This is a genomic window from Pseudomonas sp. NPDC089428 (genome assembly GCF_044749325.1).
Lineage (GTDB): Bacteria > Pseudomonadota > Gammaproteobacteria > Pseudomonadales > Pseudomonadaceae > Aquipseudomonas.
In genome coordinates this window covers 283,458-297,877 of record NZ_JBIVHT010000004.1, presented here as the reverse complement: position 1 = coordinate 297,877, position 14,420 = coordinate 283,458, and the positions used below count along the sequence as shown (strand labels likewise).

Genomic DNA, 14,420 nt, shown 5'->3' with positions numbered 1-14,420 from the left:
CCAGCTAAACGGCCAGTCCCTCTCAGGGGTTCAGGCCACTGACCTCAATGAGCGAAGTTTCTCCTGTGGCGCGGTCGGTGACCTTGATGCTCAAGGCACCGGAGTCATCGATGACATCGATCAGGAATGCGTCGGTGGCCATGCTGCCGGTCTTGCCGTTGCTGATGTTGTCCATCAGCTGCGACAACATCCGCGACTCCAGCTGGTTGCTGAAGCGCTCCAGGGCCGAGGTGCCCGTGATCGACGAAGCGCGGTCCTTGAGGTCCGGGTCGTCGTAGTCGTTCTGCGCCTGGGCGTTGTTCAGCAACCAGGTGCCATTCAACGGGTTGCCGCCAAACGCCGGGTTGACCGGGGTGTACACCAGCTCGGTGGCCTGGACGGTGCAGGCACCGAGCAGCAGGCCAGCCGCCAGGCAACGGGGTATGCAAGTGTTCATAGCTCATCCCTCTCCAGATCAGTGGTGTCCTGCAGCAGACGTTGCAGCTTGCGCTGAATGACTTCCTGCTTGACCAGGTCGGCGGCCATCACGGCCTCTTCTTTTAATTGGGTGACGTTCGGTGGCAGAAAGCGCCGGTACAGCACGTCGCGGTCGAACTCAACGGTCACCAGGCTGCCCCAGCGGGCATCCGGGCGCTCGCGCACCACCAGGTTGAAATCCAGGCGGCTGGTGGCGCGCAGGCGGTCGGCGAAGTAGTAGTAAAAGTCGTGGCCGATGTGCGAGATGGTGTTGTCGACGATGAAGCCCTTCATCTCGTCTTCGGCGTCGGCCATGGCCGCGCCCGGCCACGCGGCTGCCAGCAGCAGGCACAGGTACAGGGCCTGCAGGCGTTTCATGGCGTGTCTCCCGGGCCGGCATGGGTGCGAGCACCGCCGGCGCTTTCGTTGAAGGCCTGCTCGGCGACGAACTGCCAGTCGCTGTAATGCTCCAGGCCCTCGAAACCGGAGAATTGCATCTCGAAGCCGCTGCGCTTGAACGGGGTGGCGTCGGAGCGGCTGTGCACGCCGGTGATACGGCCATCGATCGCGCGCAGCAGGCCCCAGTCGTCGCTGTTGGTGATCGGGTCCGGGTACAGCCGGCGGATGTGCCGCTTGGCCTGCGGGAAGCGGTTGTCCTCGAGCAGGTCGGCCAGCTCCTTGGGGTACTGGGCCAGGCCCGGCGAGGCGCGATAGTAGCTGCGCAGGGCCTGGGCATACTGGCCACCGACCCACAGCAGCTCGCGCTCGTGCTCGCGCTGGGCAACGCTCGACCATACCGTGCCGGTGGCGGCCAGGGCCACGCTGCTGATCGCGATCAGCAGCAGCACGCCCAGGTAGGTGAAGCCGGCGCTGGCCTTACCATTCCGCGAAGAGGCTGCCATCACGCGCCCTCCCTGTCGCACCGCTCTTGATATCGGCAACGCCACCAGCCACGCCTTCGGGCGGTGGCACCAGCTGCCAGGCATCGCTGCGCTCGGTGATCGGGTCGACCGGGGTATTGCGCAGGTAGCGCTGTTCCACCAGTTGCTCCAGCGAGTCCGGGTAGTGGCCGGTGTCGCCGTAGTAATGGTCCAGGGCCTCGCGCAGCACCGCCAGGCTCTGGCGCAAGGTGGCCTCGCGGGAGCTTTCCAGGCTGTTGAAGTAGCGCGGCATGGCGATGGTCATCAGCGTGGCGATGATCGCCATCACCACCAGCAGTTCGATCAGGGTGAAGCCTCGGCTGCGTTTCATGGCCATCACCATTGCCCGTAAGGGATGTTGTTGAGGCCCTTGCCGCGGGCCTTGGAATACACGTCGAAGACGTCTTCGCCTTCACGCGGGTTGTCCGGGCTGCTGGCGTACGCACGCAGGCCCCAGCCGCCGCCATCCTGGTTCTTGGCCGCCACCAGCGGGTCGTGCGGGATGCGCCGCAGGAAGTAAAACTTGGCGCCCTTGGCACTGCGCACATCGCGCACGCCATCGACCAGCACCTGCAGGTTCGGCGGATAGCCGCTGGCGTCCAGGCGCTTTTCGATGAAACCGGCGTCGAAGGCGCGCTTGTAGGCGTCGATGGCGTCGCGGATCTGGTACAGCGCCTCGCGCAGTTGCTGCTCCTTGCCACGGCGCACCACCGTTTCGGTCAGGGGTGCGGCCATGGTCGCGAGCATCCCGAGCAGGGCCAGGGTCAGCACCACCTCGATCAGGCTGAAACCCTGCTGGCGGCGTTTCATGGCCGTGGGCTCACGGTCACTGGCGCTGGCGCAGTGGCCACCTGGCTCTGCACCACCGGCGCGCTGTCCTGGCTGTCGCTCGGCACGTCGCCTGGTACGTCACGCGGTGGCAGCGGCATGGCCTGGCGCACCTGCATGCTCGACTCGGTGCCGGTGCCGAACTCCATGTCCGACGGGCTCTGGTACGGCAGGTTGCGAACGATCCGCGGGGTGATCGCCAGCACCAGCTCGGACTTGCTCATGTCGTCCTTGTTGCTGCCGAACAACCGCCCCAGGCCAGGAATGTCGCCTAGGCCGGGGATCTTGTTGCCGCTGGCGTTGTGGTCGTTGCGCACCAGGCCGGCCAGCACCTGGGTTTCGCCATCGTGCAGGCGCAGGCTGGTCTGCGCGTTGCGGGTGTCGACCTGAACCGGGATGGTGCCCTGGCGAGTGGCCTCCAGCGGGGTGGCGTTACTCACTTCCAGGGCAATCTTGATCGCCACTTCGTTGTTCAGGTGCACGGTGGGCTGCACTTCAAGTTTGAGACCAACGTCCAGGTAGGTGACGCTTTCGGTAATCACCGGGCCCTGGGTAGACGGCACCGAGGTGGCACTGATGATCGGCACCCGCTGGCCGATGTGGATGCGCGCCTGCTCACGGTTGCTGACGCGGATCACCGGGCTGGCCAGGGTGTTGACGTCCTTGTCCTGGGCGTTGATCTTGGCCTGCGGTGCCGGCGAGATGCTGATGCGGCTGGAGTTGATACCGCGCAGCTGGTCCAGCACGCTGACCGGGTTGCCGTCGTTGGTCAGCACGCCGAAGGTGTTCGGCCATTGCAGGCCGAGGTCGAGGATGCGCGAGGTGGCGACTTCCATCACCTCCACTTCCAGCACCACTTCGGGGTTGGACTGGTCCTGCGATTGCAGCAGCTTCTCGGCCATGCGCACGGCGTCGGGAGTGTCGCGCATGGTCAGGGTGTTGAGGCGCTCGTCGACGAACACGTCACGGGTCTTGAGCATAGTCTTGACCATGTTCAGCGCGGTGTTGGCGTCGATGCTGGTCAGGTAGAAGGTGCGCATGACCAGTTCCTGGTAGTCCTTGGTCTTCTGCGGCGAATCGGGGTAGATCAGCAAGGTGTTGTCGTTGACGATCTTCTGGCGCAGCTGGTTCTGCTCCAGCAGCAGCGCCACGGCATCCTCGATGCGCACGTCGCGCACGAAGATGGTGGCTTTCATGTCCGGGCGCAGGTCCTTGTCGAAGATGAAGTTGATACCGGCAACCTGCGACAGCACCTCGAAGATGGTCTTCAGGCCCGCGTCGCGGAACTCCAGGGTTACCGGGCGCTCCAGCTTGCTGCGCAGTTGCGGGAACGGCTGCGCGGTGCGGGCCTGGACGTTCTCGATATCGGTGCGCAGCGCGATGCCTTTCTGGTTCTGCGGGTCCAGGCGCAGCACTTCGCGCATGTAGCGTTCGGCACCGAACAGGTCGCCCTGGCGCAGCGCGGCCTGGCCCAGCGCCACGCGCTCGTCGAGGGTGCGGATCAGCTCCAGCTGGCGGATGCCTTCCTGGGCGCGGCGGTTGGTTGGTTCGATGGTCAGCACCCGGCCATAGCCCATGCGGGCGCTGGTGAAGTCGTGGCGAATGCGGTCGGCATCGGCCTGGCTGATCAGCGCCTCCACCGCCGCCTGGCGCCCGTGGGCCAGGGCGATGTTCAGCTCGGTGTCGCGCGGGTTATCGCGCAGGGCTTCTTCCAGGCGGGCGATGCCGGCCTCGTACTGGCCTTCCTTCATCAGCTCGGCGCTGTCCTGGCGCACCGCGTTGGAGCCGCAGCCGGCGACGGCCACGCACAGCGCCAGAAGCATGAACGGAGCAGGCTTGCACTTCTTCGACGACATCATGGTGCGCTCCCTACAGACAAGGTCTGTGACTGATGCAAAGGCAGATAAACCAGGTCCAGCTCATTGGCCGAGACTCTGTCGAGGCGGTAGGTACTGTCGATCACGTCGCCCTTGCGCACGACGTAGAGTTTTTCCCCGCTCTGCAGGAAGATCTGCAGGTCGTCGCGGTCGCCCATGCGGCCGACGAACTGGAACGGCAGCGCCGGGGCGGTGGGGGTCGCGGCTACGACGGGCGCGGCGGCTACGGGTTGCTCGGTGACGGTGGCCAGGGTTTGCGGCTTGCTCCATTGCTGGGCTGGGAACAGGTCTCTGGAGGCCTGTTCCGGCCCCTTCGCGGCGGTTCCTGCCCCCACAGGTTCAACAGGCGACGCCAACCCTGTGGGAGCGGGCTTGTCGGGGCGCCAGGGCACGACGCTGTCTTCCTGGTTGAACCAATGCCCCGGTGCCCATGCCAGCGCTGCTGAGATACCGAGGAACCCGACCCACATCACTGCACGTTGTGTGTTCATCACGACCTCGACAGGTAGAGGGTCAGGCGTACCCGGCCGCTGAGTTCGGTGTCGCCAATGGTTTTGCGTTGCAGCTCGAGGTCTTCCAGCACCAGGGTCGGCAGCTGGCCGATCAGGCCACGCAGGAAGCCGCGGATCTGCGGGTAGCTGCCGCGCACGGGCAGGATGATCTGGTAGCGCGACAGCTGGGTCTTCGGATCGACGCCCAGGGCGTATTCGCCGCGGGCCAGGCTGATGTGCTCGGCACTGGCCAGGTGATACAGGCGCTCGATCAGCTCGCTCGCTTCAGGCTGCCCCGGCAGTTGCTGGCGCAGGCTGTCCAGCGCCTGCTGCTCGGGTTTGACGGCAATCTTCAGCTCGCCGCGCTTGACCCGTTCAACCTGCACGCTGGCATCCGCTTCGCTGGCGCGCAGCTCGCGCACGGCTTGCCACTGCGGCACTACGCCAGCCAGGGCGATGCCGACGGCAAGCACGGCGACTGCGGAGGCGCCCAGGCCAACCGGGCCGATGCGGCGCAGGCGCTCCTGGAGGACAAGGCGGTTCACAGCATCAGGGACGCGCATGGCCGGTCTCCCAGGTGGCGGTAAGGTTGAAGCGCACCGGGTGCTCGGGCTGCCCGGCCACCACTTCGTGGTTGAGCAGCGAGACATCACTGAGCTCGTCGCTTTGCTCCAGGCGCTGGTGGTACTGCAGCATCGCTTCCAGGTTGCGTGCCTCGGCGGTGATGCGCACCTGGCCTTTGCGCGCATCCGGGGTCAGGGTCAACAGCGCCACGTCTTCCTGCGGCTGCGCTTCGAGCATGGCGAACAGCTGTTGCCAGGGCCGTTGCAGCTGCTGCGAGACACTGCGCATCTGCGCCAGGCGTTCGGCCTGCTCGCGGCTGGCGGCGCTGTTCTGCGGGGCGACCGGGGCCGGGCGGCGGCCCAGTTGCAGTTCCAGGCTGTGCACACGGGCTTCCAGATCTGTTTGCTCGACCTGCAGCTGCTGTTGCACCAGCACCAACGCGGCGACTGCGACTGCGCTCAGGGCCAGCAGCGACCAGGCCAACGGGCCACTGCGACGGGGTTGGAATTCCAGGTCGAGGCGGCGCATGTCAGGCCACCGCCCGCCACATGGCGCACAGGGGGTCGCTGTCGGCGGCCGGCTGGCACAGCTGCACCGCCGCCAGCTGCGGCACGTCACCCCGCCCCGGGGCATGCAGGTAGACCCGCGGCAGATGTTCGCCGTACAGCTCGCAGGTGCGCTCGATCAGTGCCTGCAAGGCCTGGTCGCTGTCGGCGCATCCCTGGGCCAGCACCTGTTGCCAGGCACCGCCGGCCGCCAGCAGCAACACGCTGCGGCGCGGTTCGGCGAGCACGAACAGGAAGTCGCCCTGCTCCAGCTGCGCCGAGCAGCGGTTGTAGGCGGCCATCAGGTAAGGCTGCACCGAGCGCAAGCTCAGGCGGCTTTCCCGGCCCAGGGTCTGCAGGCCTTGCAGCAGGGCTGCGGGCAGCGCCGTGGCGATGCGTGCGGCGCCGGCAGGCTCGGGTGAGAGGACGATGCGCCAGTCGTCCAGCGACTGGCCGTAGAGGTTCTCGAAGCAGGCCCGGGCGTAGGCATCCAGCTCACGCGGGTGGCCGATGGCATCGCTCCAGGGCACCAGGCAGAAGCGGCTGTAGCGGGCCGACAGCAGCACGCGCAGCTGGGCGCCTTTGACGGCGTGTTCGGCCAGCAGCGCACTCAAGGCCTGCAAGGCGGCTTCCCAGGCCGGTTGTGCGGCATCGCAGGTAAATTCACGGCTGCCCAGCCACTGGTGTTGATGACCGTGCAGGCGACCCAGGCCGACACCTTCAGCGCCGAGGACGGCACAGAAACGCTCAGATGAATGTGACACGGTTGATCTCCTCGAGTGTGGTGCGGCCGTCACGGACCAGGTCCAGGGCCGAGGCACGCAGCAGGCGCAGGCCACGCTGGCAGGCCAGCTGCTTGATCTGCGACAGAGGGCGGCGTTCGACGATCATTTGCCGCAGGTCGTCATCCAGGTGCAGCAGCTCGGCAATCGCGCTGCGGCCGCGGTAACCGCTGCCCCGGCACTGGCCGCAGCCCTGGGCGCGGACGAATTTCCAGCCGCTGACCATTGCCCGGGTCAGGCCCGAGGCGGTCAGGGTTTCGTCATCGGCCTCGCACGGCGTGCAGCAGTGCGGGCAGGCCAGGCGAATCAGGCGCTGGGCCAGCACGGCGTTGAGCGCGGAAACGAAGCTGTAGGGGTCGACCTGCATCTGGCTGAAGCGGCCGATCACATCGAAGACGTTGTTGGCGTGGATGGTGGTGAACACCAGGTGGCCGGTGAGCGCCGACTGCACGGCGATCTGTGCGGTGTCCGGATCGCGGATCTCACCGACCAGGATCTTGTCCGGGTCGTGGCGCAGGATCGAGCGCAGGCCGCGGGCGAAGGTCAGGCCCTTCTTCTCGTTGACCGGAATCTGCAGCACGCCGGGCAGCTGGTATTCGACCGGGTCTTCGATGGTGATGATCTTGTCCACGCCGTGGTTGATCTCGCTGATCATGGCGTACAGGGTGGTGGTCTTGCCGCTGCCGGTGGGGCCGGTGACCAGGATCATGCCGTAGGGTTCGCTGGCCAGCCGACGCAGGGCACGCAGGGTTTCGTCGGCAAAACCCAGGGCCTGCAGCTGCACGCCGCTGACACGGTCGGACAAGTCCTGCTTGTCGAGCACCCGCAGTACCGCGTCCTCGCCGAAGATGCTCGGCATGATCGACACACGGAAGTCGATCTGCCGCTCGCCGATGGCGACCTTGAAGCGGCCGTCCTGGGGCACTCGTTTTTCGCCGATGTCCAGCTCGGCCATGACCTTGATGCGCGAGATCACCTGGTCGGCGAAGGCGCTGCCGCTGGCCTTGCCAGCGCCATTGAGCACGCCGTCGATCCGGTACTTGATGGTCAGGCCCTGGCCGGTCATGCCCAGGTGGATGTCGCTGGCGTGCTGCTTGAGGGCGTCGTACAGGGTCGAGTTGACCAGCTTGACCACCTTGCTCTGGTCTTCGCTGATGCTGGTCAGCGACAGGCGTTGCAGCGGGTCGATCTCACCGCTGGCTTCGGCATCATGGTCGAGGGCGTCGACGGCGTGGAAGCTTTCTTCGTGACGGGCCAGGAAGGTGGCCAGGTCGGCGGCGTGGGCCAGGTACAGCGGCGCGCCTTGCAGGTTGTCGTCGATCCAGGCCAGGCGGGCGTGATCGAAGGGGTCGGCGAACACACCGATCAGCGCGCCGTCCTGCTCGATCAGCACGAACTCGCGCTTCAGGCACTGGGCCAGGCTGACCTTGTCGAAACGAGCGGTGCTGGCCAGCAGCGCCTGGGCATCCAGCACCGGGTAGTGCAGGGTCAGGCCCAGGCGGTGAATGAAGCGGTCGGGGGTGTCGTTGGCCAGGCGTTCCAGGCAGTTGAGCAAGCGCTCGTCGCCCGCTTGAAGGCGGGCCTGGGCCAGGAGTTCGCGGGGGTAGGCGCTGTGCTTGCCTGCAAGTGTATCGAGTACGTCTGACATGGCCTGCGACTCCGCTCAGGGGCGCGTCGCAGGCTGGCTTGGCCAGGGCAGCGGGCGCCGCTATTCCCCGGTGAGCAGTTGTTCGTCGTCAGGGCCTGGGGGCTTGGCGCCATTACGGCGGCGATCGGCCAACACCCAGCTGCCATCGTACAACTGCAAGGGGAACGATTCGTTCCTGTTCTGGCGTCGTTCGATAAACCCTTCGGCTGGATCGTCAGTGGCCCTGCGCCGGCGCTCGATGCCCATCAGGTCGAAGATCGCGCGGGCCAGTTCCGCCAACGGGAACGGCTTGAACAGGACATGACTCACACCAAGTTCGGCGGCCCGCTCACGCACCTCGGCAGTCGGGTGGGCGGTGATCAGCACGAAATGGCACTGCCTGTTCTTGCGCACGGTCTCCAGTACCTGAAACCCCTCCATGTCGGGCAAGCGGTAATCCAGCACAATCACTTTCGGTGCCAGGCTTCGAGCCTGCTCGATACCACCGGCACCGTCGTGGGCGACGTGAACTTCCAGACCTTGCGCCTGCAGGTACGCTTGCAGATTCTGCGCAAGGGTCTGTTCGTCATCGACAACCAATACTCTGTTCACCAAGGTCGACTCCCAAGTACTGCCCGGTTACCCGGTTTGCGAAGTGCGGCCTTGATAAGGCTTGAGCAGGCTTCGTGCCAGGCATGAATAGTCATCTCGCACCACTGTAAGTTATTGATCTTGCTGGACTGCGCCAAACCCCGCAAGACAAGCACAGGTTCGGTTCCCCACATCCGGGGAAGGTGATGGCACTTTGCCAAACCGTTATTCCCCAGCATTGGGGAAATCCATTCGAGGGCCTCAGTCAGCGACCTCCACTGTAGCGGATTCGCGCAAACGTTGGCGCACGGATTGACGTGCCTGCGCCTGCAACTGGCCGATGAGCGCAGCCTTGGCGAGCTCCAGGCCCGATTCGGGTATGACCGACGTGTTATCACTTTGGTTCTGCGCTCCTTGCAGGGTTTGCCGGTTGGCCTGGTAAAACGCCTCGACTTCGCCCTGGCTGGGCTCCTCTACCGCGCTGAGCTGGGCGTACACCTGCTGCGCGGCCATTTCGTGGCGCATGTAATCAGCGTACTCCGCCCGATCGAAACCTGCATCTGCCAGGCGCCTTTCGAACAGTGCCGGGCTGCCGAAAGCGGCCTCGATCTCGCCGACCTGCGCTGATACCTGCTGATCACTGATGTGAATACCCTGGCGCTGGGACTCCTGCCAGAGCAATTCCTTGTCGATCAGCTCGTCCAGGGCCTGGCCGCGCAGGCGCTTGTACAGCGTCGGATTGCGGATGCTGGCCACCGCCCTGCCCTGGGCTTGCAGGTACTCGGTGAAATAGCGCTCCAGGCGCATCAGGTCGATGGTCACGCCGTTGACCCGCGCGGCGGGCACGTCGGCCCAGCTCGCCTTGGCGATCACCAGCAACAGGCACAGCAGCAGGGTACGCATGGCCACCTCCGCTCAAGGGTTGTCCGGCAGCGGCCGGTACGGGGCAACGGCAGTAAAGCGAGGCCCGGGCAGCACCACCGCGATGACATGGGCACCGGCCATGCCCTGGCGCCTGCCGGGGCCGAAGCCCAGTGCCGGGGTCAGGCCGGTGTCGACGTCGTGCAGGCCCTCCAGGGCGGCCACCAGCTGTTCGCGGCTGGCATCGCGGCCAATCTGCTTCAGGGCTTCGGACAACAGCCTCAGGGCACACAGGGTGTTGACCTGCAGCGACGCCTGGCGTGGGTCGAGGCCCTGGCGCTGTTGCAGCCCGGCCATGGTCGCCATGCCCTGCTCGGTCCAGTCGTCCGGCACGTACGGATAAGCCAGGAACACCCGTTGCGACCAGTGCGCCGGCAAGCTGGCCACGGCGCCCGCCACCTGGCTGGAGGCGGCGAACAGGTATGGCTCACGCCCTTCGGCCTGCAGCGCCTGGGCAAGTGCGGCAAAGGCCTGGGCGCGGCCGACGAAAACGATGCCCGCCCCGGCGATGGCCTGGCCATCAAAGGCCTGGATCGCTGGCGTTGCCCAGCCTTGCTGGAGCAAACGTTCGCGCACCTGCTCGGCCAATGCGGCCTGCTCGTTGCCGGCGTACACCACGCGCAAGCCATCGGGCGCCAGGCCCAGGGCGCTCCTGGCATGGGCGGCCAGACTCAGCAATTGGCTAGCAATACCCGGCAAGGGGTCGAAAATCTGTGAACTGCCACCGCTGCGCGGCGTGCTGCCGATCAACGGCACACCCCGTTGTTCGAGCAACGTTGGCAGTTGCTGATCGAGCATCGGCGCCAGCGGCGTGATCAAGCTGAACACCTGGTCCTGGTCGAGCAGGCGCTGCAAGGCGAGCTCGGCACTGGCCTGGTCGGTGCCGGTGTCAGCCACCACCAGTTGCAGGCGCCGGCCATGAATGCCGCCCTGCTGGTTGATCTGCGCCAGGCCATCCTCCAGCACAGCACGCACCACATGCCCGGCGTCTGCCAGCGGCCCATTGGCCGGCAGCAAGGTGCCCAGGCGCAGCACGCCATCCTCCACACCGGGGTCACGCTCCTCGCCCAGGCGTTTGAGATAAGCCGTGAGGTTGCGCTGGTCGGCCAGGGTCAGCTCGAAGCGGGGCATGGCCGGGTCCAGAGCATTGCCGGCCGGGTCGACGCCGTGCTGGATGGCGCGGGCCAGCATGCCGTCGCTGTACGCTGGATAGTTGCGGCCGTTGACTTGCCGTTCACCCTGGCCCAATGCCAGGCGCTGCCAGTCGAGGCTGGGCGGGCGCACCCCGCCTTCGGCGCGCCCTTTGCCGTCGTTGCCATGGCAACTGGCGCAGGGCAACACACTGGCCGGGACGCTCATGCCGCTGGCGCCGACGCGGGCCATCAGCTGTGCCTCACTGCTCGATACCCCGTGCCGGTACAGGCGCTTGCCGGCTTGTTCATTCGGCGTGAGGTCGAGCGCCAGCGCCTGGGCGCTGAGGGCCAGGCTCAACAGCACTGCCCAGGTTTTCATGGCTCAGCGCCCGGCCAAAGGCTGCGCCAGCAGCTGCATGCGCTGGGCGATGGCGGCGGGCGGTGCATCCGGGCGGATCTTGCTCCAGCGCTTGCCGGCCACGTCACCGGCAATCAACTGGGTCGAGTGCTGCTCGGGGCTGGGCAGGAACTGGCCGATACGCCCCAGCACCAGGTCGACATCGGCCTTGTCGCCGGTGAGGAACAGCCAGTTGGCGCTGTCCACGCCTTGCTTCTCGGCATACGCCTTGAGCGCTGCCGGGGTGTCGTTGAGCGGGTCGCTGCTGATCGACACGAAGGTCACCTGGCTGGCCAGTTCCGGCCCCATGGCTTCGCGCACATCACGCAGCTTGCGGGTGATCAGCGGGCAAGCGTCGGTACAGTGGGTGAAGATCACGTTGAGCATCACCACCTTGTCCTTGAGCACATCACTGTAGAAGCGCAGCGCGCGGCCGTTCTGGTCCTTGAGCACGGTGTCGGTGAACCAGGTCTGCGCATCGCGGGTACCACCGCCGCTGGTCATGGCCGGCGGTGCCGGTTGCGGGCTGGGCCCCTCCGGCGCATGGCCCTCGTGGGCGAAAGCGACCGCGCTGAGGATCCACAGCACGGCCACCAGGGCCAGCCAGTCGGTACTGCGCATCGTGGTATGGCGGGCTGCGCTGCTCATGGCTGCACCTCGTGGTGTTCGGCGATGGCGGTGCTCTTGGCGTGCACGCGGCGGGCGCTCAGGCGGTTGATCTCTTCGACCAGCACGGCCGGGTCGGTGAAGCCGTAGTAGCGGGTCCAGTGGCCAGTGCGGCCGTCACCGACCAGGATCAGCGGTGGATGCTGGCTGAGGTCGGCACTGAAGCTGCCGAGGCCCTTGAGGGTTTCGGTAATGGCGTACTGCGAGCCGGTCAGCCAGCTCCAGCCTGGGCCATGCTGAAAGGCCTTGGCGTAGTTCTGCAGCCGTTTGGCGTCGTCACGCTGGGGGTCGACGCTGATCGACACCAGCTGGATTTCCTCGCCCACACGCCCCCCCAGCTGTTGCTGGACCTTGCCCATGATCGACGACACCACCGGGCACACGGTGGTGCAGCTGGTGTAGATGAAGCCCATCACCACCAGCCGCTCGCCGACCAGGTCCTGCTCCAGGCGCACCGGCATGCCGTCCTGGTTGAGCAGCGGGACATCGGCAAAACGCACGCTGGCCTTCTCCTGGTGCGCCGCCGGCGGTTGCCCGGCGTGGCCGTCGTGGTCATGGCCGGCATGGGCCAGGGCCAGGTTGCTGGCCATTACCAGGCTCAGGGCAAGCAGCTGGAAAGAATGCTTGGCGTTCATCGCACATTCCTCACTTCGGTCTGGGACGCGGTAGCCGCAGCGGCGGGCAGCACGCGCAGGCTGGTGTAGTTGTCTTCGGCGAACTTGCGCCCGAGCGACGGTGACTGCACATGCAGGTACCAGGCACCGGCTTCGGGCAAGGTCAGCGCCGCCTGGTACACGCCCTCGCCCACCTCTTCGAGTGGCAGGTTGCGCGGCAGTGACGAGGGCGCGAGGAAGTAGCGCAGGGTCAGGTCGTCCAGGCCCACCCGTGGCCGACCGTCGTCACCGACGATACGCACCTTGGCGGTGAACACCGTTTGCTGTGGCATGGGCTGGTCGAGGCCGATGAATTCGGCATGCACCCCGCGGCGCTGGCTCGCATCCGGCGCGGCGGCCACATTGGTGCTGAAGCAGTGGATGATCTGCGGCTGGTTGAGCAGGAAGGCCACATCGAAGGTGCCCGCCGCCGGCATTTTCACCGTCGAGCCATACACGCCCGGTGCCAGTTCGCGCAGGCTGCGGTCGATGACCAGGGTTGCACGGGCCTGGTGGCCACGGTTGTTGTAGCCGGACATCGGGGCGTTCATGCCCTCGGCGTAGAAGTAGGTGGTGTTGTCCACCGGGTTGACCACGAACACCGAATTGTCGTCCCGCGACACCGCCAGCCCCTGGGCCAGTGGCAGGTCACCGGCCTGGCGCGGCGCCGCGGGGCCGGCCTCGAAGCCCTGGACGATCGGCTGGCGCCCTTCGCCCAGGCTGCTCAGGTTGATCATGCTGACCTTGGGCGAGGCCAGGCCGCGTATGTAGGCGTAGCCTTTGGTGAAGGTCAGCTGGTAGGGCTCGGCCGCCACCGGAACACGGTGGATCAGCTGGTCGGTACTGGCATCGATCACCAGGGCCTGGTTGTCCACGGTATTGAGCACGATGCCATAGCGGCCATCGCCGCTGAAGCGCATCGGCCCGAGGCCCTGCTCGGCCTTGACGATGTGGCGCAGCTGATGGCTGCGGGCATCGATCACCCGCACCGTGCCCTCTTCACCGTCGGCCACGTAGACGGCCTGGGACAGCGCCGAGTACGCCACCGACAGGGGGTGAGGGCCGACTTCCAGGGTTTTCACCAGGCGCATCTGGGGGATGTCGATGATGCTCAGCGTGCCGCCGTCGCGGTTGCTGACAAAGGCGTAGCGCGAGTCGGCACTGAAGGCGATTTCGTGATGCCCGGAGCCGGTGGCGAACGATTTCAGCGTGCTGCGCGCAGGGACGTCGATCACCGTCACCCCGCCTTTGGCCGGGTCGCTGCTGTTGTTGCCCACCCACAGCCGGTGCTGGTCCGGCTGCAAGGCCACGCGAACCGGTGATTCGCCGGCTTCCAGGGTGGCCACGCGGGTGAAGGTTTCGGTATCGATCACCGCCACCTGGCCACGCTCCGGGATCGACACGAATACCTGCTTGTCATCCCCGGTGGCCGCCCAGTCCATGGGGCGGCCTGGCAGGTCGATGCGCGCCAGAGTACTGGTGATGCCGCCCACCGACACGGTCGGGTCGATCACGGTAAGGCTGGCGTCCTTGTTCAGCATCAGCAGGAAGTAGCTGTTCAGGTCCAGCAGCGGGCGTGCACCGATGCTGCTCTTGAGGAACAGCGCCACGCGGGCCTTGCAGCTCTGGTCGCGGTTGCCGCCCTCGAGCGGCGCCGCCTGCGCCGGGTCGATCCAGGCCCCGGGCGCCATGCCCGACAGCGGCTGGCCGCTGGCCTGGTCGGTCACCTTGAAGCGCACGTTGGCGAAGGCGCCTTCACGCAGCTCGCCGCCAGCCAGTGGCCGAGCTTCGAACTCCACGGTCACGCCATCGCGGCTGAGCCGGTGCAGGGCCTGCGGATCGGCAGGCTCCTGCAGCAGTTCACGCGCATCGCACCAGAGGTTCTCGTAGACCACGCCCAGGCCGATCAACGCTGCGCCCAGCATTACCCCGAGTACCGCGGGCCGCGTCTTCTTGTTGTTGTACATGC

At 66.4% G+C, this 14,420-nt stretch carries 17 protein-coding genes; all 17 read right to left on the bottom strand.

The features are described from left to right. Positions 1-22: 22 nt before the first annotated feature. The 17 genes from ACIPZ5_RS10245 to ACIPZ5_RS10165 all read right to left on the bottom strand — a co-directional run bounded on the left by ACIPZ5_RS10245 (position 23) and on the right by ACIPZ5_RS10165 (position 14,418). Positions 23-436 (bottom strand): curli assembly protein CsgF, encoded by a 414-nt coding sequence (locus ACIPZ5_RS10245; protein WP_400808268.1) that lies wholly within the window; start codon positions 434-436, stop codon positions 23-25. Continuing rightward, complete coding sequence (gene csgE / locus ACIPZ5_RS10240) at positions 433-834, bottom strand: curli production assembly/transport protein CsgE (RefSeq protein WP_261940200.1); 402 nt, start codon at positions 832-834, stop codon at positions 433-435. Before csgE ends, ACIPZ5_RS10245 begins: the two co-directional genes overlap by 4 nt. Then, a complete protein-coding gene (locus ACIPZ5_RS10235; RefSeq protein ID WP_261940201.1) occupies positions 831-1,358 on the bottom strand; it encodes a type II secretion system protein in 528 nt (175 codons plus the stop codon). The genes csgE and ACIPZ5_RS10235 overlap by 4 nt, the downstream gene beginning before the upstream one ends. Continuing rightward, entirely contained in the window at positions 1,333-1,707 is a 375-nt protein-coding gene (locus ACIPZ5_RS10230) for a type II secretion system protein (protein ID WP_313712169.1), read from the bottom strand. Before ACIPZ5_RS10230 ends, ACIPZ5_RS10235 begins: the two co-directional genes overlap by 26 nt. 5 nt (positions 1,708-1,712) lie before the next feature. Continuing rightward, a complete protein-coding gene (locus ACIPZ5_RS10225; protein WP_261940203.1) occupies positions 1,713-2,186 on the bottom strand; it encodes a type II secretion system protein in 474 nt (157 codons plus the stop codon). Continuing rightward, the gene (locus ACIPZ5_RS10220) at positions 2,183-4,063 is read right to left on the bottom strand and encodes a secretin N-terminal domain-containing protein (protein WP_400808263.1); all 1,881 of its coding nucleotides are present in this window, start codon (positions 4,061-4,063) and stop codon (positions 2,183-2,185) included. The genes ACIPZ5_RS10225 and ACIPZ5_RS10220 overlap by 4 nt, the downstream gene beginning before the upstream one ends. Beyond that, on the bottom strand, positions 4,060-4,572 hold the full coding sequence (locus ACIPZ5_RS10215) for a hypothetical protein (protein WP_400808261.1): 513 nt from the start codon (positions 4,570-4,572) through the stop codon (positions 4,060-4,062). Before ACIPZ5_RS10215 ends, ACIPZ5_RS10220 begins: the two co-directional genes overlap by 4 nt. After that, positions 4,572-5,135 carry a type 4a pilus biogenesis protein PilO gene (gene pilO, locus ACIPZ5_RS10210; RefSeq protein WP_400808258.1) on the bottom strand — a complete coding sequence of 188 codons (564 nt, stop codon included), beginning with the start codon at positions 5,133-5,135 and terminating at the stop codon, positions 4,572-4,574. The genes ACIPZ5_RS10215 and pilO overlap by 1 nt, the downstream gene beginning before the upstream one ends. Beyond that, on the bottom strand, positions 5,122-5,664 hold the full coding sequence (locus ACIPZ5_RS10205; protein WP_261940207.1) for a PilN domain-containing protein: 543 nt from the start codon (positions 5,662-5,664) through the stop codon (positions 5,122-5,124). The genes pilO and ACIPZ5_RS10205 overlap by 14 nt, the downstream gene beginning before the upstream one ends. A gap of 1 nt (position 5,665) precedes the next feature. Further along, positions 5,666-6,445 (bottom strand): hypothetical protein, encoded by a 780-nt coding sequence (locus tag ACIPZ5_RS10200; RefSeq protein ID WP_261940208.1) that lies wholly within the window; start codon positions 6,443-6,445, stop codon positions 5,666-5,668. After that, positions 6,429-8,111 (bottom strand): GspE/PulE family protein, encoded by a 1,683-nt coding sequence (locus ACIPZ5_RS10195; RefSeq protein ID WP_261940209.1) that lies wholly within the window; start codon positions 8,109-8,111, stop codon positions 6,429-6,431. Before ACIPZ5_RS10195 ends, ACIPZ5_RS10200 begins: the two co-directional genes overlap by 17 nt. A 60-nt stretch (positions 8,112-8,171) precedes the next feature. After that, complete coding sequence (locus tag ACIPZ5_RS10190) at positions 8,172-8,705, bottom strand: response regulator (protein ID WP_261940210.1); 534 nt, start codon at positions 8,703-8,705, stop codon at positions 8,172-8,174. A 237-nt stretch (positions 8,706-8,942) separates the two neighbouring features. Then, positions 8,943-9,584, bottom strand: a complete 642-nt coding sequence (locus ACIPZ5_RS10185) for a SurA N-terminal domain-containing protein (RefSeq protein WP_400808252.1) — start codon at positions 9,582-9,584, stop codon at positions 8,943-8,945. A gap of 12 nt (positions 9,585-9,596) precedes the next feature. After that, positions 9,597-11,114 (bottom strand): ABC transporter substrate-binding protein, encoded by a 1,518-nt coding sequence (locus ACIPZ5_RS10180; protein ID WP_400808249.1) that lies wholly within the window; start codon positions 11,112-11,114, stop codon positions 9,597-9,599. Between the two features lie 3 nt (positions 11,115-11,117). Then, positions 11,118-11,753 (bottom strand): SCO family protein, encoded by a 636-nt coding sequence (locus tag ACIPZ5_RS10175; protein ID WP_400808611.1) that lies wholly within the window; start codon positions 11,751-11,753, stop codon positions 11,118-11,120. Positions 11,754-11,776: 23 nt separating this feature from the next. Further along, positions 11,777-12,433, bottom strand: a complete 657-nt coding sequence (locus ACIPZ5_RS10170) for an SCO family protein (protein ID WP_400808247.1) — start codon at positions 12,431-12,433, stop codon at positions 11,777-11,779. Beyond that, positions 12,430-14,418 (bottom strand): cytochrome D1 domain-containing protein, encoded by a 1,989-nt coding sequence (locus ACIPZ5_RS10165; protein ID WP_400808244.1) that lies wholly within the window; start codon positions 14,416-14,418, stop codon positions 12,430-12,432. The genes ACIPZ5_RS10170 and ACIPZ5_RS10165 overlap by 4 nt, the downstream gene beginning before the upstream one ends. Positions 14,419-14,420: the final 2 nt, after the last annotated feature.

Excerpts from the sequence above, each read along its gene's own strand:
- ACIPZ5_RS10185 (WP_400808252.1), bottom strand. The coding sequence starts at position 9,584 with ATGCGTACCCTGCTGCTGTGCCTGTTGCTGGTGATCGCCAAGGCGAGC.
- ACIPZ5_RS10215 (WP_400808261.1), bottom strand. The coding sequence starts at position 4,572 with ATGAACACACAACGTGCAGTGATGTGGGTCGGGTTCCTCGGTATCTCA.
- ACIPZ5_RS10220 (WP_400808263.1), bottom strand. The coding sequence starts at position 4,063 with ATGATGTCGTCGAAGAAGTGCAAGCCTGCTCCGTTCATGCTTCTGGCG.
- ACIPZ5_RS10175 (WP_400808611.1), bottom strand. The coding sequence starts at position 11,753 with ATGCGCAGTACCGACTGGCTGGCCCTGGTGGCCGTGCTGTGGATCCTC.
- ACIPZ5_RS10180 (WP_400808249.1), bottom strand. The coding sequence starts at position 11,114 with ATGAAAACCTGGGCAGTGCTGTTGAGCCTGGCCCTCAGCGCCCAGGCG.
- ACIPZ5_RS10170 (WP_400808247.1), bottom strand. The coding sequence starts at position 12,433 with ATGAACGCCAAGCATTCTTTCCAGCTGCTTGCCCTGAGCCTGGTAATG.
- ACIPZ5_RS10230 (WP_313712169.1), bottom strand. The coding sequence starts at position 1,707 with ATGAAACGCAGCCGAGGCTTCACCCTGATCGAACTGCTGGTGGTGATG.
- ACIPZ5_RS10165 (WP_400808244.1), bottom strand. The coding sequence starts at position 14,418 with ATGTACAACAACAAGAAGACGCGGCCCGCGGTACTCGGGGTAATGCTG.
- ACIPZ5_RS10195 (WP_261940209.1), bottom strand. The coding sequence starts at position 8,111 with ATGTCAGACGTACTCGATACACTTGCAGGCAAGCACAGCGCCTACCCC.
- ACIPZ5_RS10205 (WP_261940207.1), bottom strand. The coding sequence starts at position 5,664 with ATGCGCCGCCTCGACCTGGAATTCCAACCCCGTCGCAGTGGCCCGTTG.
- ACIPZ5_RS10235 (WP_261940201.1), bottom strand. The coding sequence starts at position 1,358 with ATGGCAGCCTCTTCGCGGAATGGTAAGGCCAGCGCCGGCTTCACCTAC.
- csgE (WP_261940200.1), bottom strand. The coding sequence starts at position 834 with ATGAAACGCCTGCAGGCCCTGTACCTGTGCCTGCTGCTGGCAGCCGCG.
- ACIPZ5_RS10225 (WP_261940203.1), bottom strand. The coding sequence starts at position 2,186 with ATGAAACGCCGCCAGCAGGGTTTCAGCCTGATCGAGGTGGTGCTGACC.
- pilO (WP_400808258.1), bottom strand. The coding sequence starts at position 5,135 with ATGCGCGTCCCTGATGCTGTGAACCGCCTTGTCCTCCAGGAGCGCCTG.
- ACIPZ5_RS10245 (WP_400808268.1), bottom strand. The coding sequence starts at position 436 with ATGAACACTTGCATACCCCGTTGCCTGGCGGCTGGCCTGCTGCTCGGT.